This window comes from Azomonas macrocytogenes (assembly GCF_014191985.1).
Classification (GTDB): Bacteria; Pseudomonadota; Gammaproteobacteria; order Pseudomonadales; family Pseudomonadaceae; genus Azomonas; species Azomonas macrocytogenes.
The window spans coordinates 372,912-396,469 of the sequence record NZ_JACHXI010000001.1; the positions used below are offsets into that span (position 1 = coordinate 372,912).

A 23,558-nucleotide genomic window follows, 5' to 3' on the forward strand; every position below is an offset into this window, starting at 1 on the left:
ATTGGGGCCGTGGCCGAAATACATCTTCTTCGCCAACCCCAAGGAAATTCAGGTGCCAATCATGATTTCCACCAGATTGGCCGTACCGCCCTCGATACCGGCGCGAATCGCCGGGGCGATATCCGTAGCCCTGGAGACGCGAACGGCAGGCACTCCCATCGATGCCGCCATGGCCTGGTAGTCAATGAGCGGTTCGATGAGATCCATGGCAATGAACTTGCCCTTGCGTACCGATGCGTAATCGGTCTGTGCCTTCATGAAATTCTTCAGCACATTGTATTCGTGATTGTTCATCACCACGAAGGTCACCGGCAGTTTCTCGTGGGCGGCGGTCCACAGCGCCTGTGGCGAATATAGCGCAGCCCCGTCACCCACCAGGCAGACCACCGGTTCGCGCCCCAGGCCGAGCGAATAACCGACCGCCGCCGGCATTCCCCAGCCAAGCCCACCACCACGCAGGAATGCATACTGGCGCGCCGACGGGCTATCGAGGAAATGGCGCAGATGCGCTGCCGTAGCGATGGCCTCGTCGACGATGGCGACTTGCGGCCCGATGGCATGCGCCGCTTCATGGGCGGCGACCAGCGGTGAAATGACCGACGCCGTCCATTCGGCCCGCACATCTTGCTCCAGGTTCTGCCTTGCGGCCCGGCGAGTGGTCGCCGCTTGCCGGATCAGTTCACTACGCTGCGATGCAGTGCCTGCGACCAGCGGCGCCAACTGTGGCAACAGCCCGCGCAGCGAAGTGCGAATATCCCCGACCAGCGACAGGCGTGTCGGAAAGGTCCGGCCCAGGTCGCGGACATCCGTGGATAACTGGTAGATCTCGCATTGCGGCGGAACCACCGGCCCTTCACTGTAAAGGATGGTGATCAGTGACTTGCCACCCAGAGCAAAAACGGCATCGTAATGTTCCAGCTCCCTGGCAATCTCCGCAGCCTTCGGCGACAGGTTGCCAGCCCACAGCGCATGCGCGGTAGGAAATGGAATATGGGCTGGCCAGGACGAACCGTAGACCGGCGCACCGAGCAACTCGGCCAGTTGCACGACCTCCTCTGCCGCCCCGGACCCATGGACTTCGTCACCGGCGATCAGCATCAGCCGGCCTGGAGCAACGGCAGCCAGTTGTCCGGCCAGCAGATCAAGCGAACCGGCGCAGGAACGGTATTCGATATGCGATACCTTGCTGGTATCGACATCGCTCAGTTCCTCCATCACGTTCATCGGCAACGAGAGGAACACCGGGCCGCTGGGCGCAGCGCTGGCATCCTGGAAAGCTCGCCGCACCAATACGGGTAACTGATTGGCACTAGTCACTTCCTGCGCCCATTTCACCGCCGGCGCGGCAATACGCACGAGATCGCCGAACAGCAAAGGGTCGGTCAGACTGTGGCGCATATCCTGCTGCCCGGCAGTCACTACCAGTGGCGTTTGCGAAATCGCTGCGTTGAGCAGATTGCCCATGCCGTGCCCCAATCCGCCGGCGGTATGCAGATTGAGAAAACCCGGCCGGCCGGACGCCTGAGCGTAGCCGTCGGCCATGGCGACAACGCAGGCTTCCTGCAGCGCCAGGATGTACTGGATATCGGGGTGATCGGCCAACGCGTCCATCAGCGGCAATTCGGTCGTTCCCGGATTGCCGAAGATGTATTCCACACCTTGCTGGTGCAAGAGCTCGAGCAGGATGTCGGCGCCACGGCGGCGCGGGCTTTTCTCGAGATCGGACAAACGGGTAAATGACATGAGCGACCTCCTGGTGAACGAAAGCGAAAGCGTTCTTCCAGCGTCGGACAGCGAAACGCGACCGATGACACCGTTCGACACAGAACACCAGCGCAGCGGACATACAGCGAAAAAATCTGGCGTATCGCTCAATTCATCTACTTGAATGAATCGAGCCCCGGAAGATTTTCCTATGCTAAGTGGCAATGACGACCAGCAGTATGGGACTCAGCTCATGGACAATAGCAAAACTCAAGGGACTATTCTGATTGCCGAAGACGATCCAGTGTTACGGGACATCATCCCCGACATTCTGGCTTACGACGGATACCGCTGTGTAACCTGCAAAACAGCCGACGATGCGCTTTTGTATCTTCTGCAGCACCGTGCCCAGATCGATCTGCTCATCACCGACTACCAAACGGGCAGCCAGCTGAACGGAGCGGAACTTGCGAGTCTTGCCGTATCTCGCTGGCCTGAATTGCCCATTATCCTGACCTCAAGCCATGGCAGCGACATCGCCAAGGGGTTGTTCGCGCAAGTCCGGTACTTACCCAAACCTTGGAGAGCAGATGAACTGCTGGTGCTGATAGGCCAGCTGTTACAAGCCTTACCGCTCGCCACTCGCGACGAGCTACCGCCGACAGGGCTGGCACATTCCATTACGCGCTCATGAACGATTGCCGATCAGCAAAGCCAGTCTGGCTCGATACCCTGTTTCGGACTTGCCGGGTCTCCGGTACCCGCATAAGCGAATGAATCATCTCCGCCTTTTGCCAGTCGATAGCGTATAAAACGCGGTCGTGACGGCGAGCATGAGGGGAGGAACGGCATTGACGCGTAGCAGAAAGATTCTGGTTTGGGTCCTGGGCAGCTTGCTGGCCTTGGTTCTTGTCCTGGTAATCGTGATAGCGACCTTCGACTGGAATCGACTCAGGCCGACGATCAACGAGCAAGTATCGCAAGCCCTGAACCGCCCGTTCGCCATCGAAGGCAACCTGGCGGTTGGCTGGCAGCGTGCAAGCACCGAAGCCGGCTGGCGCGGCTGGATTCCCTGGCCGCATATCAGTGCCGAGAAGCTACGACTGGGTAATCCAGACTGGGCCAAGACCAAGCAATTGGTCACGCTTGAAAGGGTCGAAGCCGATATTGCACCACTGCCGCTGCTGGGTAAGACCGTCAGCATTCCCCGTATCGTGCTGAGCGGTACGCAGGCCGATCTCGAACGGCTGGCCGACGGTCGCGCCAACTGGCTATTCGAGATGGACGAAAAGGAAGAAAAGCAGCCGTCTTCCTGGACAGTCGACCTTGGCACCATTGAGTTCGACCACGCCCATGTGCGCCTGGACGACGAGACGCTCAAGGCCCAGGTCAACATGGAAATTTCGCCGCTCGGCGAGCCCATTCCGTTCGAGCAGATTCTGGACCGGAAGCCGGAACAGAAAACCGAGCAAAAAACTGCTCGCCCCCAAGACTACGCTTTCGCCTGGAAAGCCCAGGGGCGCTACCAAAACCAGCCGCTCGAAGGCAGTGGCAAGGTCGGTGGCGTACTCGCTCTGAAAGATCCCAACCTGCCGTTTCCCCTGCAGGTCGACCTGCGGGCCGGTGCCACCCGCATCAGAATCGAAGGAACCCTGACCGACCCGACACACCTTGGCGCGCTGGACCTGCGCCTGCGCCTCGCCGGCGACAGCCTGGGTAATCTCTACCCGTTGATCGGCGTGACCCTGCCGGACACCCCGACTTACGCGACCGAAGGACGCCTCACTGCCAACCTGCAAGATAAGGCAGGCGCACAGTACCACTACCGCCACTTCAGTGGCCGCATCGGCGAGAGCGATATCAGCGGCGATTTGAGCTTCGTGGCCGGCAAGCCTCGCCCCAAACTGACCGGAGAACTGACCTCCAACCAGTTGCTGTTCAACGATCTTGCGCCGCTGATCGGTGCCGATTCCAATACCACCCAGAAAAAACGTGATGGCGCAGTACAGCAGCCGGCAGACAAGGTGCTGCCGATCGACCCGTTCCTGACCGAGCGCTGGCGCGCCATGGATGCCGATGTGCGCTTCACCGGCAAGCGTATCGTCAAGAGCGAGAAGCTGCCGATCACCGACCTGCACACCCATGTGGTGCTCGACGATGGCTTGCTGAACCTCGAACCGCTACGCCTGGGCATGGCCGGCGGCCGCCTGGATACGATGATGATGCTCGATGGCCGGCAACAACCGCTGCAAGCCAAAGCCAGGCTCAATGCCCGGCAACTCGAACTCAAACGACTGTTTCCCGGGGTCACGAGCATGCAGAAAAGCCTCGGTGAATTGAACGGCGACGCGGCCCTGAGCGGCACCGGCAATTCTGTCGCCGCCCTGCTCGGTTCGGCCGATGGCGAAGTGAAGATCCTGATCAACGACGGCACCATCAGCAGCGCACTGATGGAGATCGCCGGCCTGAACGTCGGCAACTATGTGGTCGATCGGTTATTCGGCGACGAGGAAGTAAAGATCAACTGCGCGGCAGCGGATATTGGCATCGCCAATGGCCTGGCACGTTCCAGGGTATTCGTCTTCGATACGGAGAATGCACTGGTCAATATCAACGGCACGGTCAACTTCAAGACGGAAGCAATGGATCTGGACATCGTGCCACGCTCCAAGGGGGTACGAATCATCTCGCTGCGCTCGCCGCTCTATGTCCGAGGTACCTTCAAGGAGCCCCGTCCCGGTGTACAGGCCGGCTCGCTGATCGCCCGTGGCGCCGGCATGGTGATCCTTGGCGCCACACTGGCCCCCGTGGCCGGCCTGGCCGCACTGATCGCGCCGAGCGGTCAGCAACCCGACCAGTGCGCGCCATTGCTCAAGCAAATCCAGGAAAGCCGGCCTAAAGCTGGCTGAGCCCGGCCAGCGGCGGATCGCCCCGAAGAGGAAGCTCGATCCGCCGCTGGCGCTACCACGTCCAGGCCGCTGCCTTTCCGTAATCACTGCACTCGTTCTATTCTGTCCGGATTGCATTTGACCGACCGGCAGTTGTGGAGAAATTTCATGCAGATGATCGACCACCAGACAGCGCTGCTGGAGCTGTGCGAACTCATGGCCCGACAGCCGCTATTGGTGTTAACCGGCGCGGGAATCAGCACGCCATCCGGGATTCCGGATTATCGCGACCAGGATGGCATCCGCCGCGGCAAGGCCCCCATGCTGTACCAGGAATTCGTCGGCTCGCCCGAAGCACGCAAGCGCTACTGGGCACGCAGCATGGTCGGCTGGACGAAAGTACACAAAGCGCAGCCGAATGCGGCGCACCGGGCCCTTGCCGTGCTCGCGGCCAGGCGGCAGATCGCAGGATTGATTACCCAGAATGTCGACGGATTGCACCAGCAGGCCGGTAATCATGGCGTCGTCGAACTGCATGGCAACCTGCATCGCGTACGCTGCCTGGATTGCGGCATGATCCTGCCGCGTACCGAGGTTCAGGCGCTACTGGAGCAAGAGAACGCCTACCTGCAAGGTATCGAGGCGGTCGTGGCACCGGATGGCGATGCCCTGCTGGCGACCCGTTATCTAGAAGGCTTTCGCATTCCGCACTGCCCCTGCTGCGGGAGCGATCTGCTCAAGCCGGACGTGGTGTTCTTCGGCGAGGGCGTATCGAGCGAACAAAGCCAGGCCGCGACAGGGAGCATCGAGCAGGCACCGGCACTGCTGGTAATCGGCTCGACCTTGATGACCTACTCCAGCTTCAGGCTCTGCCAGTCGATATCGGCCCAAGGCAAGCCATTGATAGCCATCAACCTCGGCAAGACCCGCGCCGACGAGTTGCTGGATGCCAAGATCGAGCAACCTTGCGAACGGGTCCTGCCCTGGCTTGCCGAACGGCTTGGCACCCTATAGCTAGCGGCATTCACCACACCCTACGCGTCGAAATAGGCGGCGATTCGCTGGCGCAGCTTCGCATCAGGCAATGGCCCGCTGCCCGCCTTGATATTGTCGGCCATGTGAGCGGGATTCGAAGTGGCCGGAATGATGCAGGTCACCGCCGGATGCGCGATGGAATACTTCAACATCAACTGGGCCCACGTGGAACAACCGAGCTCGGCGGCGAAATCCGGCAACGGCTTGGCAGCGACCCGCTCGAACAACCGACCGTCATTGAAAGGCCGATTGATCATCACGGCGACACCTTTCTCCTGGCACAACGGCAGCAATCGCTCCTGCGCCTTGCGCTCGCCAGGCGACAGGTTGATCTGCACGAAATCCAGCTGCTCCTTGCGCACCAGCTCGATCATCTGCTCCTGGGCTCGCTCCGCATGATGAGTGATGCCAATGTAACGCGTCCGTCCACGCGTCTTCATTTCCCGCAGCAGAGGCAGCAGCGTCTTGTGGTTCTTCATGCTGTGAACTTGTAACAGATCGATCTGCTCGACGTTCAGGTCCGCCAGTTCCCGCTCGATTTCAGCAATGCCTGCTTCCGGCCCTTCCACCTTAGTCGCGACGAAAGCCTTGGCGCGTCGCCCCTTTTCGGCCAGTAACGCGCCGACGACGCCTTGAGCCTTCTCGTAACTGGGCGCGGTATCGATGACCGCGCCGCCTGCCGCGAACAGGGTATCGAGAACTTCGGCGAGCGGTCGCAGCGCTTCGGGGGTCTGCTCGACATTGAAGGCATCGGCCGTGCCCAGCCCGATCACCGGCAACGCTTCACCGGTAGACGGGATCTTGCGCATCAGCATGGACGTTTCGCTTGCTGTTGCGGCCAGACCGTGCCGGAACCAGAAACTGCTTGCCAACAGCGCGGATGCAGCAAGCGAATAGTGCAGAAAACGACGGCGGTCGGGCATGACGACTTCTCCTTTGATAAATGCAGGCTGCGCTATCAAAAAGGAGGTCATCGAAAGAACGGAGTTCCACAAACCAGCTCAAGGCAGCGGCTGGATGATCGCCACATCGAAATGCACGGCAAGCATCTCCACCAAAGCCGACAACGGTACGTTTTCATGCGGATCGGTGCTGTTGGGGTACTCCAGATGCACGCCGTAGTGCCCTGAATTCTGGCCAAGCGTGTAGAGCCAGGCACGGACGCCTTCGTCGGTACGATGCCGCAGATAAATCGCCCGAGAGTCCAAGGAAGTGGTGGCATCGACGACAAAGGCGTCCGGCCCCAACTGCTCGTGCAGCAGCAACAGCACATGGCGAATATCCTGATGTTTGTCCAGCGCCCAGATGTTCATGACCTCGCTCCGTTCTTTCGTTTTCCTGCCATTTCCGACAAGGGCTTGTCAGGCAATGGCATGTGGTGGACCAATAGGGGTAGCGACCGCACCAGATTCCGGCAAGCGGATCGACGCCGCGCCCAGCGACAAAAAAATCCTGTGAATTTCCTGCAAATACACCGCCAACTGCCCGAAAATAGCCAGCACAGTACAGATTATCCACGGAAAATCGCGTGAATTCCTGGACGATCCGTCGCAGGTGCTCGCGTCGTCGAACGACGATCTGGTTTAATGCGCCGCGGCCGGTGGTCCAGCCAATCATTCCATGTCGAACCACCAACCGCATTGCCCAGCGGAAACGAGCATGTAACAGCAGACCGAATGCACAGGCGCTCGCCTTGCAGCAAAACAGGGGAAAATCGAGTGAGTGAAGTGAAGCCATCGAGTGAATCGACGGAAGTCCTGAACCTCATAGTACAGCTCGAAAAAAAGTTGAAGGCCTACCTGCGGCTGCTACCGATTCCCCAGCGCGCCGATGCCTGGCTGCTGGAAGTACAGCTCTACTATGAGAGTGAGCCAGCCGGCCGCACCAGTTTCACCCTGCAAGGCTATACTCAGGAAGAGGCCGAAGCAGTTGCCCGCGGGATCCGGCACAACGATTACCTGATGCAGGAAATCGACCAGTATCTCTGGAGCGAGAACGACTGATTCCGCTCGCCGGGTACAGGCAGTAGCTGCCTGCCCTGACGTGGATGAACAGCGCTTCAGACTGGAAAGCCGAACGAAAAAGCCGCCAGCGACGCTCCATGAAAAAAGCCAATGCTCTTGCGTTCGGCATTTGAACGTCAGCGCCTTTTCCACAGGCCAGCCGTTGCGGAACACTCGGCAAGGAGCGCTCCGCCCCCCGCTGAATGACCCCGGATCACGGGGCTCTCCAGACGATGTCCTCGACCTTCACCGCTTTCGGGATCAGCTTCTGCTCATAAAAGGTATCGGCCACCTTCTGCTGTACTGCAACAATCTCCTCGGATAGCGGCTGCACACCGTAGCGAGCGCGGGCCTGCCAATACTCCAGCACATCCTCGGGCAAACCGAGCTGCGGAGCCAGTAACCGCGCCACTTCCTTCGGGTTATCGTTAGCCCAGGCGCCAGCCTTGGCCAGCTCGGCCAACAACGCTTGCAACAATTGCGGTTTCTTTTCGGCAAAGCTGCGCGAGGCTTCGTAGAAGGCATTGGTCTGCTGCAAGCCTTGATAATTGCCCAGTACCTTGACCGATCCGGTTTTCTCGATGGCTGCCAGGTATGGGTCCCATATCGACCAGGCATCGACATTGTGATTTTCGAAGGCCGCACGGGCGTCGGCAGGTGGTAGATAAACCGGCTGGATATCCTTGATGGCCAAGCCGGCCTTGGCCAGAGATGCAACCAGCAGATAGTTGGCACTGGAGCCCTTCTGCACGGCGACTTTCCTGCCCTTGAGGTCGGCAATGCTGGTGATGGGCGCGTCCTTGCCGACAACGATACCTTCGGTAGCAGGCGCGAAAGGCTCCGCTCCGACATAGACCAGATCGATACCGGCAGCCTGGGCGAAGATCGGTGGTGGCGATCCGGTATAGCCGAAGTCGACACTTCCCGCATTCAGCGCTTCGAGCAGTTGCGGGCCGGCCTGGAACTCATGCCAGGTTACCTTGTAGCCTTGCTTGCCCAGCGACTCCTCCAGGGTTCCCCGCGATTTCAATATCGATAATAAGCCGCCTCCTTTCTGGAAGCCGATTTTCAATACTTCCTCGGCGCTGGCGACCCCCGGCAACCCGAACAGCACCCCAGCCAACAGCACCAAGCCGGCTACCAGCCGCCTATGGAAAACGGTAGAACGCATTTTCAAACTCCTTTTGGCTCACCAGCCTGCGCCCTTCGCGCAGAACCTGGGAGCTGAGGAGCCTAAATCCTTTATCCAATATCGATCTAATACATTATTTTCATAATAACCTTTTGACATTTAATAACCCGTCGCCAGAAAGGGCGTCTCCCCTGGTGCACTACAAGCACGCACCCCACAGAAGCCTCAAGAAAAAGGCCGGTGCATCGAGCGGATCGCCCCGGCATTTCTGGAACCTCGACAGGGTTTTCTTCAAACATACATCGGCTGGCAGCGTGAAATCCGGTAAACAGTGGCTGGCGGGAAATTGCGCAACTCCCGACCGAGCCGCACAGCCTTGAGACCCAGGCGGTCGAGGATCGGCCGCGGAACGGGGCATCGCGGCCCATAGGTGAACTGATAGAAATTGCCGCCATCGCGCATGTGGCAGAAGGCACCTCGCAGAATCCCCATCACCTGGCGCGGCGACATGGACAACAGTGGCAAGCCGCTCACGACCGCACCGACCGGTCGCCCAGCATAAAGTGCATGACGCGCCAGCCGCTGTGCATCCATCTGCAGTACCCGAGCCTCGGGGTAACGCAACCGCAGCATATTGGCGAAATCGTCGCCGAATTCGATCAACGTCAGATCCTGCTGGCGCACACCGCAATCGAGCAGCGCACGCGTAAACACCCCGGTTCCCGGCCCGAATTCGATTACAGGGCCCGTCTCGGATGAGATTTCGGACGTGATCAGAGCGCACAAGCGGTCCCCGGAAGGGATGATCGAAGCTACCTGCAGCGGATTGGCCGCCCAGGCAAGGAAAAACGTCAACAGGTCCGATTTGAACAAGCCGATAACCTCCAGCGCTTTAATGTCGACCTAGAGGGCCGAATTTGCATCGTAGGGGATCTTACTGACCGAATCACACTTCGATAATCACGCGTTCACTGAATGACCTGTTCAGTTTTCCTTAACACTCATCTGCTTAGGTAACTTCCTCTATCGACTGTAGTGCCATTCGGCCAGGGGATATCTTGTGGGGATAGTACAGTCGCGCTTACCGATTGCACGCGGCCAGTTGGATGGGCTGGCGGTGTTTCTCGTCGTGGCCGAGCTACGCGGCTTTCGTGCCGCGGCCCGCCAGCTTGGTATCACCCCATCGGCTGTCAGCCAGTCCATCCGGGCCCTGGAAACGGCAGTCGGCGTGCCACTGCTGGTCCGCACGACGCGCAACGTCGGCCTGACCGAAGCCGGTGAACGCCTGCTGAGCCAGGCGAAACCCGCGATGGATATGCTGACCTCGGGAATCGAGGCGGCAATGGGGCTCGGCGATGAAGTCAGCGGCTTGCTCCGGCTCAACGTACCGCGCACGCTTCTGCCCCTGCTGGCCAACCGGCTGCTTCCTGAATTCTGCTCGACCTATCCCGCCGTGCAACTGGAGCTGTTTGCCGAAGACCGCATGATCGACGTCGTCGAGGAAGGTTTCGATGCCGGCATCTGCTTTGGCGAAACCATCCAGGCCGACATGGTGGCCGTGCGCCTGACACCGCCGCTGCAATCTATCGTGGTCGGCGCGCCGGCCTATTTCCAGCAACACGGCTACCCGACGACTCCGCAGGAGCTGCAACAGCATCGCTGTATCCAGTTGCGCACCCCTTCCCAGGCCATTTTCGACTGGGAATTCATCGTCGACGGCCAACCGGTGGATATAGCGGTCAAGGGACCGTTGATCGTCAACGACGCCGACTTGAACCTGCGCGCCGCCCTGATGGGCGTGGGCCTGGCCTACCTGCCGCGCCCTTTGGCCATGTTCCATATCGCCAACGGTCGGCTGGAAACCACGCTCGACTGCTTCGCGGCGGAAAAATCGGGGCTGACGCTCTATTACCCCAATCGCACGCAATCCTTGCCCAAGCTGCGCGCCTTCATCGATTTCGCCCGTGCCCGACTACGCCAGGACTTCCAGCCGAGCGATTACCAGATGCCGGCTATCGAAGTGTGCTGGTCAAATACGGCCGAGCTGTATCCAGAGACGGATCGGTAGAATTGAGCACTGCACTTTAGCGCCAGCGCCGATCCCTTCATCCGGCCAGCAGGAGAAGGAAAAAGCCGAGGGTTGTGCTGGACTCAATCCTCATCCAGCGCGACAAAGCGCTCCGCCAGAAAGTCAACCAAGGCTCTGACCGCTGGCAGCAAGCCTCGGCGCGAAGCGAACACCGCATGAATAATCTCGCGCCGCGGCACCCAGCCCGGAATGACCTGGACCAGTTCGCCGCGTTCGAGCTGCTCGTGCACCATCATCGCAGGCAACTGCACGATACCCACCCCCGCCACGGCGGCGGCCCTTAATGCCAGCATCCCGCGCGTAACCAGGCGCGGTTGATGGCGAATGGCAGCATGCGCGCCGTCGGGACCGAAAAGGTTCCAGATGTGTTCGTTTTGCGGCAGCCCCAGATCCATACTGGGCAGGCCGGCCAGATCGGCAGGCGTCTCGAGCGGTCCGTTCCTCAACAACTGCGGGCAAGCCACCAGGCACTGTCCGCGGTCGGCCAGCACGCGCATTACCAGCTCGCTGTCCGCAAGCGGTGGCGGGCGCACCCGAATAGCCACATCGATCCCCTCGCCCACCACGTCCACCCGACGATTGGTTTCTTCCAGATGAATCGCCACGCGCGGATAGCTCACCAAGAAGGCCGCCACCATATCGGCAATCCGTGCATCGAGCAGCGCTACCGGGCAGGTCATGCGCACAATGCCACGCGGCTCAGCCTGGGTGAGCGCGATGGCTTCGTCGGCAGCCTCGGCTTCTACCAGCATGGCCTTGCAGTGGCCGTAATAAGTCTGGCCGATTTCGGTGACCGCGAAGCGCCGCGTGGAGCGCTGGATCAGCCGGGTGCCCAGGCGTTCTTCCAATAACGCGATGCGCCGGCTCAGTTTGGATTTCGGTACCCCCAGCGCCCGTCCAGCCGGGGCGAAACCACCGTGGTCCACCACCTGTACGTAGTAATAAAGGTCGTTCAAGTTTCTCATCACTGATCGTTCATCAAATAGGACTCTGAAGCCAAGTATTGCTGACTACCGGGATCATCGTTCCATTCCTATTCTTTTCCCATCAACGCGGGCTTTTACCCCTCGCCAATGCAGGAGATGAACATGAAAAAGATCCTTGGCATCTACAGCCCCCCTCACCAGCATTGGGTAGGCGACGGCTTCCCGGTACGGTCGCTGTTCAGCTATGGCAGCCACGGCCAGCACCTGAGCCCGTTCCTGCTGCTCGACTACGCAGGTCCGGCACAGTTCGCCCCAGCCGAGCGCCCACGCGGCGTGGGCCAGCATCCACATCGCGGCTTTGAAACCGTGACCATCGTCTACCAGGGCGAAGTGGCGCATAAAGATTCCACCGGTGCCGGCGGCCTGATCGGTCCGGGTGATGTGCAGTGGATGACAGCCGCCAGCGGCATCCTCCACGAAGAATTCCATTCACCGGCCTTTACCAGGCACGGCGGCACCCTGGAGATGGTGCAGCTGTGGGTCAATCTGCCAGCCAGGGACAAGCTGGCCGAGCCGGGCTACCAAACCCTACTGGATGCACAGATTCCATCCGTGGACCTGCCTGAGCGAGCCGGTCGCGTGCGCGTAATCGCCGGTGAGTTCGACGGCCACCGCGGCCCGGCGCGCACCTTTACGCCGCTGGATGTATGGGACGTACGCCTGAAGCAGAACGGCATCGCCCGCTTCGACACGCAGGATGGACACACACTGGCGCTGGTCGTACTGCATGGCCTGGTGCAAATCAATAGCAGCGAGGTCGTACATGAAGGCCAACTGGTGCAATTCGACCGCCAGGGCAGTGGTGTGGAGATCGCGGCGAACAGCGACACCACGCTGCTACTGCTCGCCGGCGAGCCAATCGATGAGCCCATCGTCGGTCACGGCCCGTTCGTGATGAACAGCGAAGCGGAGATCCGCCAGGCAATCGACGATTTCGACAACGGCCGTTTCGGCCGGATGCCGGCCTGATCCGCCCTACCGTTCCTGGACAGCACCAGGAGCGGCCAACGGATCAGCCACTGCCCACCAGGGCAAATTCTCAACCGCGCAGGAGCAATGCCATGACCAAGCCTTACGTCCGTCTCGACAAGAACGCCGCCGCCGTACTGCTGGTGGATCATCAGACTGGCCTGCTGTCGCTGGTACGCGACATCGAGCCAGACAAGTTCAAGAACAACGTGCTGGCGCTGGCCGACCTCGCCAGCTATTTCAAACTGCCGACTATCCTGACCACCAGTTTTGAAGAAGGACCGAACGGCCCTCTGGTACCGGAACTGAAAAATCAGTTTCCCGACGCCCCTTACATCGCCCGTCCCGGCAATATCAATGCCTGGGACAACGAAGATTTCGTCAAGGCAGTGCAGGCCACGGGCAAGAAACAACTCATCATTGCCGGCGTGGTCACCGAAGTGTGCGTGGCGTTCCCGGCGCTGTCGGCCATCGAAGAAGGGTTCGACGTGTTTGTCGTCACCGATGCTTCAGGCACCTTCAACGAAATCACCCGTCACGCCGCCTGGGACCGCATGTCTGCCGCCGGCGCGCAATTGATGACCTGGTTCGGCGTAGCCTGCGAACTGCACCGCGACTGGCGCAACGACGTGGAAGGACTGGGCACGCTGTTCTCCAACCATATTCCCGACTACCGCAACCTGATCACCAGCTACACCACGCAGACTCAGCATCGGTAAAGTCGATTGCACCGCTGACGACCCGCTATCCGTATACGGTCACTCGCTGGCAAAACGCCCAGCGCAGGCAATTGATCGGCGTTTTCTTCGCCCGGCTCACCCGGGCTGGGCGAAGCAGCAAGCGTCACGCGGTATCTCTGTCATGGCCATTACCACAGAAGCGCAATAGGGCATCGGCAACCGCTTGCGGAGCCTCTCGCTGCGGGAAATGCCCAATGCCATCCAGTTCATGGCGTTCATAGCGGCCGGCAAAGAATCGCTCTTTGCCGAGGGAAGTACCGGGTTGATTGCAACGGTCCACGCCACCATGCAGCACCAAGGCCGGCACGTTCAGAATCGGCGCGGGATTCAGACGGGCTTCGTCCGCAGCGTAAGCCGGATCGCCGGCAACGAATCCCCAGCGGTGGCGGTAGGAATGCACCACGACCCGGGCCCAGTCAGGATTGTCGAAGGCTCGCGCGGCCACCTCGAAAGTGGCTTCTTCATACCAGCCAGATGGCGACCAGGTATCCCACATCAACCGGGTGAAGGCGCGGCGATCCTCCTCTACGACCTGTTGTCCCCTGGGCGTTGCCATGAACCAGTGATACCAGTAATTGCGCGCCTGATCGAGCGTAAGCGGCTGGTTGGGATCGTTGGTGCCATAGCCTACCGATAGCATGACCAGATGCGTTGCCGCTTGCTCGCGCAAGCCGCAAGCATTGGCCACGGCACGCGCGCCCCAGTCATGGCCGACCAGCACGGGTTGCCGCACCCCCAAGGCATCGATGAAATCCAACAGATCCCGCCCCAATGCTGCCAGCTCGCCACTTCGAAGAATCGCCTCATCGCGAAAACGGGTTGGCCCGAATCCACGCAAGGCCGGGCATAGCACACGGTAGCCGGCATGCGCGAGCCGGGTGGCCACGAGCTCCCAGCCCTCCGGACTATCAGGCCAGCCATGCACCAGCACCACCGTCCGGTCGCCCGCCGGATTCCATTCCAGATACGCGATGTCCAACCGTGGTGTGGTAACGAATGTATAGGTCTGCATTTTATCTGCCCTTGCTTGGTAGTCAGACTCAAGGATAGGATTACAAACCAATTCTTTTCATGAAGAATAGTCGATAATTGTTCATATATCATGATGAATAGAGCACCATGAAATGGACAGTTATCCCGATTCGGCAGCAGCAAGCCTGGAAGTCGTGCTGCTGCGCACCTTCCTGGAAGTGGTGGATACGGGTGGTTTCGCCCTGGCAGCGGAACGCCTGGCGCTGACGCCGTCGGCAGTCAGCGGACACATCAAACGCCTAGAACAATCCACGGCAACCAGACTGCTGGCTCGAACCACTCGCCGTTTCGAGCTGACGCCGGCTGGCGAACTGCTGTATGCCTATGCACGCAACATTGTGGACCTGGAACGAGAAGTGCGCGCCCGGTTGCGCGGCTCGCCGATAAAAGGACGGCTGCGCATCGGCGCCTCGGAAGACTTTGCCGGCACCTGGCTGCCACGTGTCCTGCAGACGTTTCATCGCTGGCACCCCGGGGCATCGATCGAACTGAAAGTCGGCGTGACCGCCAATCTGTTGCGTCAACAGGCAGGCGAGCAGTTGGATGTCGTGTTCGGCAAGCAATGCAGTCGCACAGCGGATACTGGCGAGTTGATGTGGGAAGAGGATCTGGTATGGGCGTACGGCGCGGACCAGCATTTCGATAGCAGCGCGGTCGTCCCCCTGGCGGTTTTTCCGGAACCCTGCGTTTACCGCGAGTCGGCTTTGGCAGCGCTTGGCAGTTGCGCTCGCCCATGGCGCTTAGCGTTCGAAAGCAGCAGCATGGCCGGCTGCCTGGCTGCCGCAACGGCCGGGTTTGCCGTCACGCCTATCGCCCGCAGCCAGTTACATAGCGGCCTGCAGGTGCTATCCACGCCGGAGGGCATGCCAGATTTGCCCAGGGTTCAGTTCCATGCCTTTGCACGCAGCGACGGACCGGCGGTCCAGGCGCTGGTCTCGGCCGTACGCGAAGTTGGTCAACGACACCGCTTTGCCGTCGGCACTTGAAAACCAACCGTGAGATGCAACGCCAGCATGGCCGAGCAGGTTGCCCTCGACACACGGCGGCGCGCTTACCGCTGCGCCATTGGCTGACCTATCGCAGGCGGCGCGACTCAATCCCCAAGCTTCACGTTCTCGGCCAGAAAATCCAAAAACGCCCGTACCCGCAGCGGCAGGTAGCCACCCTGCCCAACGAACACCGCATGGATTTCTTCGCGGTCGCCCGGATTGAAGTTTTCCAACACCGGCACCAGCCGTCCGGCCGCGATATCCTCGCGCGCCTGGAACGCCGCCAGTCGGGCCAGCCCCAGGCCGGCCAGAGCCAAATGGCGCACGGCTTCGCCATCGCTGGCTTGCGCGTTGCCAGTCACGGCCACGTTGCTATCCACGCCATCCCGGCGCATCGGCCAGCCCTGCCGGGCGCGCACGTAGTTCAGGCCCAGCAGATTGTGCCGCTGCACATCATCCGGTGTGGCCGGCGTGCCCTGGCGCGCCAGATAGGCAGGCGCGCCAACAATCACCATGCGGGTCTGGCCGAGCTTGCGCGCCATCAGGCTCGAACTCTTGAGCGGGCCGGCGCGCACAGCCACATCGGTACGCTGCTCCAGGATGTCGATGACCTCGTCGGTGAGCACGATGTCCAGCATCACGTCGGGATAGCGCTCCAGAAACGCAGGCACCAGCGGCAACAGGAAATGGTGGCCGAATGGCACGTTGGCATTCACCCGCAGCCGGCCGCGCGGCACGCTGTGCGAACTGGCATTACGCTCGGCCTCGTCCAGATCGGCCAGCACACGCACGCCGCGCTCATAGAAGGCGCAGCCCTCGGGCGTGAGCTGGAGTTGCCGTGTAGAGCGATTCACCAGACGCGTCCCCAGGCGCTGCTCCAGCCGCGCCACCAGTTTGCTTACGGCTGAGGGCGTCATGCCGCAGGCTCGCGCGGCCGCGGAAAACCCGCCGAGTTCGATCACGCGTACAAAAACCTCCAACTCGCCGGAGCGGTTGACTTCCAGTCGAGCCATATGTGCCTTCGCTTGGTGAGATCAACTCATAAATGTTTTTCCAGCAGGCAGTCTAGTGCATCAATGTCGTTGAATTCATCATCAAGTCCGTTATCGGCCATGAATTCATCAATCATGAAAACTGTCTCCAAAGGATCGGCCGCGACGCTACTGACCTTCGCGCTTGCCGCACAGACGGCCGCCGCCGAGTCCACCTGGGTGACCAGTTGGACGGCCAGTCCGCAGCCGGTCTGGGGATTGGACTTCCTGTTTCCCACCCATGCCCCGGCCGTGCTGCGCGACCAGACCGTGCGCCAGGTAGCACGCCTCAGCCTGGGAGGATCACGCCTGCGCCTCGTGCTGTCGAATGCCTATGGTGAGCGGCCGTTGACCGTCGGCGGTGCCACGGTCGCGTTGTCCGGGGCGCCAACCACCACCGTCGCAAACCATCTGCGTAGCGTCACCTTCGGCGGCCAAACGAGCGCGACGATCGCGCCCGGCGCGCCGCTGCTCAGCGATCCGGTCGAGCTGCCAGTGCCCACGCTGGCTCAAGTGACCGTCAGCCTCTATCTGCCAAGCGAAACGCCGGTCAGCACCTTTCACTGGGATGGGCGGCAAACCGCCTGGATCGTGCCAGGTGACCAGACGAGCGCCCCGGAGCTGGATACCGCACAGGATCAGGCGCAAAGCACCACAACCCGCTTGCTGCTCAGCGGCATCGAAATCGAGGCCGCCCCGTCGGCGCAAGCGGTTGCGGTGATCGGCGATTCCATCACCGACGGGGCCACCGCCAGTCTGGACACGGACAGCCGCTGGCCGGACTTCCTGGCCACCCGCCTGGCCCCGCACGGTGTAGCAGTGATCAACGCAGGCATCTCCGGCAGCCGGCAGTTATCCGACGGCATGGGCGTCAATGCGCTGGCCCGGCTGGAGCGCGACGTGCTGGCCCAACCTGGCGTGCGCAGCGTCGTCGTACTGCTGGGCATCAACGACATCGCCTGGCCGGGAACGGCCTTCGCGCGACAGACGGCACAGCCGGCGCTGGACGCGCTGGTCGCGGGCTACCGGCAATTGATCGAACGTGCGCGCAGCCGTGGCCTGCGCGTGATCGGCGCGACGCTGACGCCGTTCGCAGGCGCGCTGCCCGATACCCCGTTGGACGATTACTGGAACCCCGACAAAGACGCGCTGCGCCAACAGGTCAATATCTGGATTCGCGACAGCGGCGCCTTCGACGCAGTGATTGATTTCGACGCGGTGACACGCGATCCGGCCAACCTCGCCCAGCTCGATCCGCGCTTCGATTCCGGCGACCACCTGCACCCAGGCGACGCCGGTAACCACGCCATGGCCGAGTCCATCAACCTCGACGATCTGCTGCCGGGCCTCGCCGCCCGGTCCGTTACCTCTCAGGAGCACTGACACCATGCTATTCACCCCCTACCGACTTGGCGGCCTGGAGCTGCCCAACCGCATCGTCATGCCACCGATGACCCGCTCACGCGCCAGCCAGCCTGGCGACGTACCCAACACGTTAATGGCCGAGTACTACCATCAGCGTGCTTCGGCCGGATTGATCGTCAGCGAGGGCACGCAAATCAGCCAGCAGGGCCAAGGCTATGCCTGGACGCCCGGCATTCATAGCCGCGAACAGGTCGCCGGCTGGCGTGGCGTGACCGACGCGGTACACGCAGCCGGCGGGCGCATCTTCGCGCAGTTGTGGCACGTCGGCCGCGTGTCGCACGTCGCGCTGCAACCCGATGGTGCAGCGCCGGTGTCGTCCTCACCATTGGTTGCCGAAGGCGTGAAGGTTTTCATCGATCCCGAAGGCCGCGGCCCCGAAGCCGGTGTTGGAGAGATGGTGCAGCATTCGGCACCACGTCCCCTGTCCGAAACCGAGATCGCCGGCGTGGTGCAGGACTACGCCCGTGCCACGGCCAACGCACTGGAGGCCGGATTCGATGGCGTGGAACTGCACGGTGCCAACGGCTACCTGATCAATCAGTTCATCGACTCCCGAGCCAATACGCGCACCGATGGCTATGGCGGCTCGCTACCCAATCGGTTGCGCTTCCTGCGCGAAGTCACCGAAGCGGTGGTGGCGGTTGCGGGCCGCGAGCGCGTCGGCGTGCGCCTGGCACCACTGACCACCCTGCAGGGCGCGGTGGACGACACGCCCCAGGCCACCTATCTCGCCGCCGCCAAGGTGCTTGACGACATCGGCGTGGCCTACATCCACATCGCCGAGGCGGACTGGGAGGATGCTCCGGACATGCCGGCAGCGTTCAAGGAGGCACTGCGTCTGATCTATCGCGGCACGCTGATTTATGCCGGCAAGTACACGCAAGAACGCGCCGAGACAGCCTTGCGCAACGGTTGGGCTGACCTGATCGGGTTTGGTCGGCCGTTTATCGCCAACCCCGATTTGCCGGAACGCTTGCGGCAGGGACTGGCATTGAACGAACCAGACAGCGAACGCTTCTTTGGTGGCGGCGCGGCTGGTTACACCGATTATCCAGGGGCTGTCCGATGAGCGCCGGGTATCCGCCCCGCGTTTGGCAGGCATCTGACTTACAGTATTTCACATCAACCTCGGCTTGCACCGTCACCCTTTCAGGCACAAAGCGAGATCTCCCCAGGGAAGAACGCAATCCTTCACCGTACAACCCTCGGATCTACGCTGCCGCTCCTTGGCCACGAGAGCGTTGCGGTTGCTTGCCCGCTCGCTCCGGTCGGCATTTCGATTCTTGTTCATCGGCTCGCGGCTTCGCTCCACGCTTCCTGCCCACACGCGGTCATTCTTATGCAGTTGCGCTTCACTTCGTTCGCCGTGGTCAACTTACGATGGGACTTTCACCCACAAGATTGCGTCCATGCAGGGCGCACAAGCAAAAAGGCCCCGAAGGGCCTTTTTGGATCAAATAGGTCGAATTCAGGCTCCGGAAGCTTCGGCAGCAGCCACATCCTTGATGGAGAGCTTGATCCGGCCACGATTATCTACATCGAGAACCAGAACCTTGATTTCCTGACCTTCTTTCAGCACATCGGTGACCTTTTCGATCCGCTGGTCACTGATCTGCGAAATATGCACCAGGCCGTCCTTGCCAGGCAGGATGTTCACGAAAGCACCAAAATCGACGATGCGCTCGACACGTCCGACGTAGATCTTGCCGATTTCCGCTTCTGCAGTAATACCCAGGACACGCTGCCTAGCGGCCTCTGCAGCTTCTTTGGTCTCGCCGAAGATCTTGACCGCGCCATTATCCTCGATATCGATCGAAGCCTTGGTTTCCTCGCAAATGGCACGAATGGTCGCGCCACCCTTGCCAATGACATCACGGATCTTGTCCGGATCGATCTTCATGCTCAGCATGGTTGGCGCGTTAGCAGACAACTCGCTACGTGATTGCGCAATGACCTGATTCATCTGCCCCAGGATATTCAGGCGTGCTTCCAGAGCCTGATTCAGGGCAATTTCCATGATCTCCTCGGTAATACCCTGGATCTTGATGTCCATCTGCAGAGCAGTAACCCCATCAGCGGTTCCGGCCACCTTGAAGTCCATGTCGCCCAAATGATCCTCGTCACCCAGGATGTCGGTCAGTACGGCAAACTTGTCGCCTTCCTTAACCAACCCCATGGCGATACCGGCAACCGGAGCTTTCATCGGTACACCGGCATCCATCAGTGCCAGAGATGCGCCACACACGGAAGCCATGGAGCTCGATCCGTTCGATTCGGTGATCTCCGAAACAACGCGAACACTGTAGGGGAATTGACTTTCATTCGGCAGCATGGCCTGTACGCCACGCCGCGCAAGACGCCCATGGCCGATTTCACGACGCCCGGCACTACCCATGCGGCCACATTCCCCGACAGAGAACGGCGGAAAGTTGTAATGCAGCATGAAGGCATCCCGGCGCTCCCCTTCCAGCGTATCGAGCACCTGAGCATCGCGCGCCGTACCCAACGTCGCCACGACCAGCGCCTGGGTCTCGCCACGAGTGAACAGGGCCGAGCCATGAGTCTTGGGCAATACCCCGACTTCGATCTTCAACGGTCGAACGGTGCGGTTGTCACGGCCATCGATTCGCGGTTTGCCGTCGACGATATTTTCACGCACGGTACGGTATTCGATTTCGCCAAAGGCTCCTTTGACATCCTCGCTGGAGGATTTGCCTTCTTCATCACCGGCCAGCTTCGCCACGACCTGGTCACGCAATTCGTCGAGACGATTGTAGCGATCTTGCTTCGAAGTGATGGTATAGGCTTGGGAAATGGCCTCACCGAATTCGCTCTTGATGGCATCGAGCAGCTCGGTTTTCGCGACTGGCGGCTCCCAGTTCCAGGCTGGCTTGCCCGCTTCGGCAGCAAACTCCTTGACCGCTTGGATAACGGCTTGGAATTCCTGGTGAGCGAACAGTACAGCACCCAGCATCTGGTCTTCAGTCAACTCTTGCGCTTCGGATTCAACCATCAATACAGCGGTTTCGGTGCCTGCCACGACCATGTCCAGCCGCGAAGCCTTGAGCTGTTCATAAGATGGGTTCAGCAAATAACCGGTTTCCTCGTGATAACCGACCCGGGCCGCACCGACGGGGCCGCTGAAAGGAATACCGGAAATGGCCAGGGCGGCGGACGTACCGATCAGGGCTGCAATATCCGGATCGATCTTCTTGCTGGTGGAAACCACCGTGCAAACCACCTGCACTTCATTCAGGAAGGCTTCCGCGAACAGTGGGCGAATCGGTCGGTCGATCAGACGTGAAGTCAGTGTCTCTTTCTCGGAAGGGCGGCCTTCACGCTTGAAAAATCCACCAGGAATGCGGCCGGCAGCATAGGTCTTTTCCTGATAGTGCACGGACAGCGGAAAGAACCCCTTGCCTGGATCAGCCTGCTTGGCAGCAACGACGGTGACTAGAACGCTGACATCGTCATCGATAGAAACCAGAACAGCTCCGGAAGCCTGGCGAGCGATACGGCCAGTCTCCAGGGTGACGGTCGATTGACCGAATTGAAATTGCTTGGTTACCGGATTCACGGTTTTTCCTTCTCTATATTGCCTCTGGGGAAATTGCCAGGAATGACGGGAATCGGACCCGGGCAATCCTGAAAAACCCGGGGCCGGAAGCAAGGAAGCTGGAAGCAGGCACAAAATCCTGCTTCCAGCTTCCGATCCCAGCTGCGGGCGGCTTGCGCCTTAGCGACGCAGGCCCAGGCGGCCGATCAGGCTACTGTAACGAGTAGTATCCTTGCCTTTCAGGTAATCCAGCAGCTTACGACGCTGGTTGACCATGCGGATCAAGCCACGGCGAGAATGGTGATCCTTGCCGTTGGCCTTGAAGTGCTCCTGGAGCTTGTTGATATTAGTAGTCAATAATGCAACCTGCACTTCCGGCGATCCGGTATCGCCTTCGGCCAGTTTGTACTCGTTAACGATCTGGGCTTTTTCTTCAACACTAAGTGCCATTTCGGGCTCCCTACAGTGAACAGGCCGGGACTCGCATCCCGAGTTGATTGAAGAGGTGTGACCGTGCCTGCCGACAGCCACCCTCGAATCCCCCTACGCCTGGCGCAACGAGATTATCGGTCATTCAGACCGAACCAGACGACGAGGTGCCAGACGCCCATCGTCACTCACCTCGCCGATACCGATGAAGCGGCCATTGTGATCCTGAACTCTGATCATGCCGAATTTTGGAATATCCGGCGCCCATACTGGCTGGCCATGCAACCAATAATAGGAAGTATGCTCGGACAACGTTAGCAAAGGCCAATGCTCCAACGCACTATCGACTGGCAGTAGAAATCCATCGAGAGCTTCTGCTCCCCCCTCTTCATGCGCCCGCTCCAGGACATCCAGCGTGATTGCAGAAAGTACCTCGAACGGCCCTGCCAGGGTTCGCCGCAATTGTGCGACATGTGCGCCACATCCAAGCTCGCGTCCGATATCCTCGACTAGCGTGCGAATATAGGTTCCCTTGCTGCAGGCAACCGCCAGTCGGACTCGGTCGCCATCCCAATCGAGCACATCGAGGCGGGAAATGGTAACAGAACGAGCTTCCCGATCCACTACTTCGCCAGCTCGAGCCAATTTATACAGTGGTTGACCGTCACGCTTCAGAGCCGAGTACATCGGCGGAATCTGCGCAATGTCACCACGAAAAGTCGCCAGAATGCTTTCCAAACGGGCCGGAGTAACATCGACGGGTTTACGCTCGGTCACTTCTCCCTCGGCATCGCCCGTAGTAGTGGCTATGCCCAGTTGCATGACTGTCTCGTAACCCTTGTCGGATTCCAGCAAATATTGGGAGAACTTGGTTGCCTCGCCAAAGCACAAAGGCAGGACGCCTGTCGCTAGTGGATCAAGACTTCCGGTATGGCCAGCTTTTTCCGCATTGAATAACCAGCGGACTTTCTGTAAAGCGGCATTGGAAGTCATCTCTCTGGGCTTATCCAGCACGAGCACGCCATCGACCTTGCGCCGGATACGCTTTACCTGAGCCATCCGTCAATCCTCCGAAGCATCATGGTGCTTACTACGATCTTCGGCCACGGCCCGCTCGATCAATGCGGAAAGCTCTGTACCGCGACGGATGCTGGCATCGTAGTGAAAGTGCAGTTGCGGTACGGTTCGCACCTTCATTGCCTTGCCTAGTTGCATGCGCAGGAATCCGGCAGCGTCCTGGAGAATATCCAGGCTTTCAGCGATCTGGCTGCTGTCATCCTGGCTCATCACCGTGGTGTAAACCTTGGCATGTGCAAGATCCCGACTGACCTCGACTGCCGTAATGGTCACCATCGCCAGGCGCGGATCCTTGATCTCGCGTTGGATCAACATTGCCAGCTCGCGCTGGATCTGATCGCCGATACGCTGGGTACGGCTATACTCTTTCGCCATTTCAAACTCGCAACAGCTGCGGCTCGCACCGGAAGCTGAAAAACTGTGAACACAAGGCACAAGCGGCAAGCCAGTGACAGTGCGCGAACGCTCTGCCC

At 60.2% G+C, this 23,558-nt stretch carries 22 protein-coding genes; 10 read left to right on the forward strand and 12 right to left on the reverse strand.

All coding sequences use genetic code 11. The features are described from left to right. Nucleotides 1–48 precede the first annotated feature (48 nt). On the reverse strand, nucleotides 49–1,743 hold the full coding sequence (locus tag FHR87_RS01800; protein ID WP_183164967.1) for a thiamine pyrophosphate-binding protein: 1,695 nt from the start codon (nucleotides 1,741–1,743) through the stop codon (nucleotides 49–51). Nucleotides 1,744–1,957: 214 nt separating this feature from the next. Between FHR87_RS01800 and FHR87_RS01805 the strand changes: the two genes are divergently transcribed. The 3 genes from FHR87_RS01805 to FHR87_RS01815 all read left to right on the forward strand — a co-directional run bounded on the left by FHR87_RS01805 (nucleotide 1,958) and on the right by FHR87_RS01815 (nucleotide 5,606). Further along, nucleotides 1,958–2,398, forward strand: coding sequence for a response regulator (locus FHR87_RS01805; protein ID WP_183164968.1), 441 nt, complete (start codon nucleotides 1,958–1,960; stop codon nucleotides 2,396–2,398). A 157-nt stretch (nucleotides 2,399–2,555) separates the two neighbouring features. Continuing rightward, complete coding sequence (locus FHR87_RS01810; RefSeq protein ID WP_183164969.1) at nucleotides 2,556–4,613, forward strand: AsmA family protein; 2,058 nt, start codon at nucleotides 2,556–2,558, stop codon at nucleotides 4,611–4,613. Between the two features lie 147 nt (nucleotides 4,614–4,760). Beyond that, on the forward strand, nucleotides 4,761–5,606 hold the full coding sequence (locus FHR87_RS01815; RefSeq protein WP_420826713.1) for an NAD-dependent protein deacetylase: 846 nt from the start codon (nucleotides 4,761–4,763) through the stop codon (nucleotides 5,604–5,606). Between the two features lie 20 nt (nucleotides 5,607–5,626). On the opposite strand, the gene FHR87_RS01820 is transcribed toward FHR87_RS01815, so the two are convergent. Further along, the gene (locus tag FHR87_RS01820; protein ID WP_183164970.1) at nucleotides 5,627–6,550 is read right to left on the reverse strand and encodes an aldo/keto reductase; all 924 of its coding nucleotides are present in this window, start codon (nucleotides 6,548–6,550) and stop codon (nucleotides 5,627–5,629) included. Nucleotides 6,551–6,628: 78 nt separating this feature from the next. After that, nucleotides 6,629–6,940 carry a hypothetical protein gene (locus tag FHR87_RS01825; protein ID WP_183164971.1) on the reverse strand — a complete coding sequence of 104 codons (312 nt, stop codon included), beginning with the start codon at nucleotides 6,938–6,940 and terminating at the stop codon, nucleotides 6,629–6,631. A gap of 405 nt (nucleotides 6,941–7,345) precedes the next feature. Here FHR87_RS01825 and FHR87_RS01830 point away from each other — a divergent pair, with 405 nt between their 5' ends. Beyond that, a complete protein-coding gene (locus FHR87_RS01830) occupies nucleotides 7,346–7,630 on the forward strand; it encodes a hypothetical protein (protein ID WP_183164972.1) in 285 nt (94 codons plus the stop codon). 214 nt (nucleotides 7,631–7,844) lie between these two features. Here FHR87_RS01830 and FHR87_RS01835 read toward each other — a convergent pair whose 3' ends face one another. Both FHR87_RS01835 and FHR87_RS01840 read right to left on the reverse strand, forming a co-directional pair. Next, nucleotides 7,845–8,801 (reverse strand): sulfonate ABC transporter substrate-binding protein, encoded by a 957-nt coding sequence (locus tag FHR87_RS01835; protein ID WP_183164973.1) that lies wholly within the window; start codon nucleotides 8,799–8,801, stop codon nucleotides 7,845–7,847. 252 nt (nucleotides 8,802–9,053) lie between these two features. After that, the gene (locus FHR87_RS01840) at nucleotides 9,054–9,635 is read right to left on the reverse strand and encodes a class I SAM-dependent methyltransferase (protein WP_183164974.1); all 582 of its coding nucleotides are present in this window, start codon (nucleotides 9,633–9,635) and stop codon (nucleotides 9,054–9,056) included. A 187-nt stretch (nucleotides 9,636–9,822) separates the two neighbouring features. Here FHR87_RS01840 and FHR87_RS01845 point away from each other — a divergent pair, with 187 nt between their 5' ends. Further along, nucleotides 9,823–10,830: a LysR substrate-binding domain-containing protein gene (locus tag FHR87_RS01845; protein ID WP_221189680.1), complete on the forward strand. Its 1,008-nt coding sequence runs from the start codon at nucleotides 9,823–9,825 to the stop codon at nucleotides 10,828–10,830. A gap of 83 nt (nucleotides 10,831–10,913) precedes the next feature. Here the strand turns inward: FHR87_RS01845 and FHR87_RS01850 are convergent, their stop codons facing one another. Further along, a complete protein-coding gene (locus FHR87_RS01850) occupies nucleotides 10,914–11,816 on the reverse strand; it encodes a LysR family transcriptional regulator (protein WP_183164975.1) in 903 nt (300 codons plus the stop codon). 123 nt (nucleotides 11,817–11,939) lie between these two features. Between FHR87_RS01850 and FHR87_RS01855 the strand changes: the two genes are divergently transcribed. Together FHR87_RS01855 and ycaC are read left to right on the forward strand one after the other, a co-directional pair. Further along, nucleotides 11,940–12,806, forward strand: coding sequence for a pirin family protein (locus tag FHR87_RS01855; RefSeq protein ID WP_183164976.1), 867 nt, complete (start codon nucleotides 11,940–11,942; stop codon nucleotides 12,804–12,806). A gap of 92 nt (nucleotides 12,807–12,898) precedes the next feature. Continuing rightward, nucleotides 12,899–13,525 (forward strand): isochorismate family cysteine hydrolase YcaC, encoded by a 627-nt coding sequence (ycaC, locus tag FHR87_RS01860; RefSeq protein WP_183164977.1) that lies wholly within the window; start codon nucleotides 12,899–12,901, stop codon nucleotides 13,523–13,525. Between the two features lie 124 nt (nucleotides 13,526–13,649). Here ycaC and FHR87_RS01865 read toward each other — a convergent pair whose 3' ends face one another. Then, nucleotides 13,650–14,558, reverse strand: coding sequence for an alpha/beta fold hydrolase (locus tag FHR87_RS01865; RefSeq protein ID WP_183164978.1), 909 nt, complete (start codon nucleotides 14,556–14,558; stop codon nucleotides 13,650–13,652). Nucleotides 14,559–14,670: 112 nt separating this feature from the next. Here FHR87_RS01865 and FHR87_RS01870 point away from each other — a divergent pair, with 112 nt between their 5' ends. After that, nucleotides 14,671–15,564, forward strand: coding sequence for a LysR substrate-binding domain-containing protein (locus FHR87_RS01870; RefSeq protein WP_183164979.1), 894 nt, complete (start codon nucleotides 14,671–14,673; stop codon nucleotides 15,562–15,564). A 107-nt stretch (nucleotides 15,565–15,671) separates the two neighbouring features. On the opposite strand, the gene FHR87_RS01875 is transcribed toward FHR87_RS01870, so the two are convergent. Further along, complete coding sequence (locus FHR87_RS01875) at nucleotides 15,672–16,580, reverse strand: LysR family transcriptional regulator (protein WP_183164980.1); 909 nt, start codon at nucleotides 16,578–16,580, stop codon at nucleotides 15,672–15,674. 114 nt (nucleotides 16,581–16,694) lie between these two features. Between FHR87_RS01875 and FHR87_RS01880 the strand changes: the two genes are divergently transcribed. Further along, on the forward strand, nucleotides 16,695–17,981 hold the full coding sequence (locus tag FHR87_RS01880) for an SGNH/GDSL hydrolase family protein (protein ID WP_183164981.1): 1,287 nt from the start codon (nucleotides 16,695–16,697) through the stop codon (nucleotides 17,979–17,981). 4 nt (nucleotides 17,982–17,985) lie between these two features. After that, a complete protein-coding gene (locus tag FHR87_RS01885; protein ID WP_183164982.1) occupies nucleotides 17,986–19,092 on the forward strand; it encodes an alkene reductase in 1,107 nt (368 codons plus the stop codon). A gap of 399 nt (nucleotides 19,093–19,491) precedes the next feature. Here the strand turns inward: FHR87_RS01885 and pnp are convergent, their stop codons facing one another. From pnp to rbfA, 4 genes are all read right to left on the reverse strand, one after another. After that, the gene (gene pnp / locus FHR87_RS01890; protein WP_183164983.1) at nucleotides 19,492–21,600 is read right to left on the reverse strand and encodes a polyribonucleotide nucleotidyltransferase; all 2,109 of its coding nucleotides are present in this window, start codon (nucleotides 21,598–21,600) and stop codon (nucleotides 19,492–19,494) included. Nucleotides 21,601–21,759: 159 nt separating this feature from the next. After that, complete coding sequence (rpsO, locus tag FHR87_RS01895) at nucleotides 21,760–22,029, reverse strand: 30S ribosomal protein S15 (protein ID WP_183164984.1); 270 nt, start codon at nucleotides 22,027–22,029, stop codon at nucleotides 21,760–21,762. A gap of 120 nt (nucleotides 22,030–22,149) precedes the next feature. Further along, on the reverse strand, nucleotides 22,150–23,067 hold the full coding sequence (gene truB / locus FHR87_RS01900) for a tRNA pseudouridine(55) synthase TruB (protein ID WP_183164985.1): 918 nt from the start codon (nucleotides 23,065–23,067) through the stop codon (nucleotides 22,150–22,152). A 3-nt stretch (nucleotides 23,068–23,070) separates the two neighbouring features. Then, the gene (gene rbfA / locus FHR87_RS01905; protein ID WP_183164986.1) at nucleotides 23,071–23,460 is read right to left on the reverse strand and encodes a 30S ribosome-binding factor RbfA; all 390 of its coding nucleotides are present in this window, start codon (nucleotides 23,458–23,460) and stop codon (nucleotides 23,071–23,073) included. Nucleotides 23,461–23,558 lie beyond the last annotated feature (98 nt).

Coding starts and splice junctions, on each gene's coding strand:
- FHR87_RS01865 (WP_183164978.1), bottom strand. CDS start 14,558: ATGCAGACCTATACATTCGTTACCACACCACGGTTGGACATCGCGTAT.
- FHR87_RS01815 (WP_420826713.1), top strand. CDS start 4,761: ATGCAGATGATCGACCACCAGACAGCGCTGCTGGAGCTGTGCGAACTC.
- rbfA (WP_183164986.1), bottom strand. CDS start 23,460: ATGGCGAAAGAGTATAGCCGTACCCAGCGTATCGGCGATCAGATCCAG.
- FHR87_RS01875 (WP_183164980.1), bottom strand. CDS start 16,580: ATGGCTCGACTGGAAGTCAACCGCTCCGGCGAGTTGGAGGTTTTTGTA.
- ycaC (WP_183164977.1), top strand. CDS start 12,899: ATGACCAAGCCTTACGTCCGTCTCGACAAGAACGCCGCCGCCGTACTG.
- FHR87_RS01885 (WP_183164982.1), top strand. CDS start 17,986: ATGCTATTCACCCCCTACCGACTTGGCGGCCTGGAGCTGCCCAACCGC.
- rpsO (WP_183164984.1), bottom strand. CDS start 22,029: ATGGCACTTAGTGTTGAAGAAAAAGCCCAGATCGTTAACGAGTACAAA.
- truB (WP_183164985.1), bottom strand. CDS start 23,067: ATGGCTCAGGTAAAGCGTATCCGGCGCAAGGTCGATGGCGTGCTCGTG.
- FHR87_RS01870 (WP_183164979.1), top strand. CDS start 14,671: ATGGACAGTTATCCCGATTCGGCAGCAGCAAGCCTGGAAGTCGTGCTG.
- FHR87_RS01855 (WP_183164976.1), top strand. CDS start 11,940: ATGAAAAAGATCCTTGGCATCTACAGCCCCCCTCACCAGCATTGGGTA.
- FHR87_RS01825 (WP_183164971.1), bottom strand. CDS start 6,940: ATGAACATCTGGGCGCTGGACAAACATCAGGATATTCGCCATGTGCTG.
- FHR87_RS01835 (WP_183164973.1), bottom strand. CDS start 8,801: ATGCGTTCTACCGTTTTCCATAGGCGGCTGGTAGCCGGCTTGGTGCTG.
- FHR87_RS01805 (WP_183164968.1), top strand. CDS start 1,958: ATGGACAATAGCAAAACTCAAGGGACTATTCTGATTGCCGAAGACGAT.
- FHR87_RS01880 (WP_183164981.1), top strand. CDS start 16,695: ATGAAAACTGTCTCCAAAGGATCGGCCGCGACGCTACTGACCTTCGCG.
- FHR87_RS01820 (WP_183164970.1), bottom strand. CDS start 6,550: ATGCCCGACCGCCGTCGTTTTCTGCACTATTCGCTTGCTGCATCCGCG.
- FHR87_RS01850 (WP_183164975.1), bottom strand. CDS start 11,816: ATGAGAAACTTGAACGACCTTTATTACTACGTACAGGTGGTGGACCAC.
- FHR87_RS01800 (WP_183164967.1), bottom strand. CDS start 1,743: ATGTCATTTACCCGTTTGTCCGATCTCGAGAAAAGCCCGCGCCGCCGT.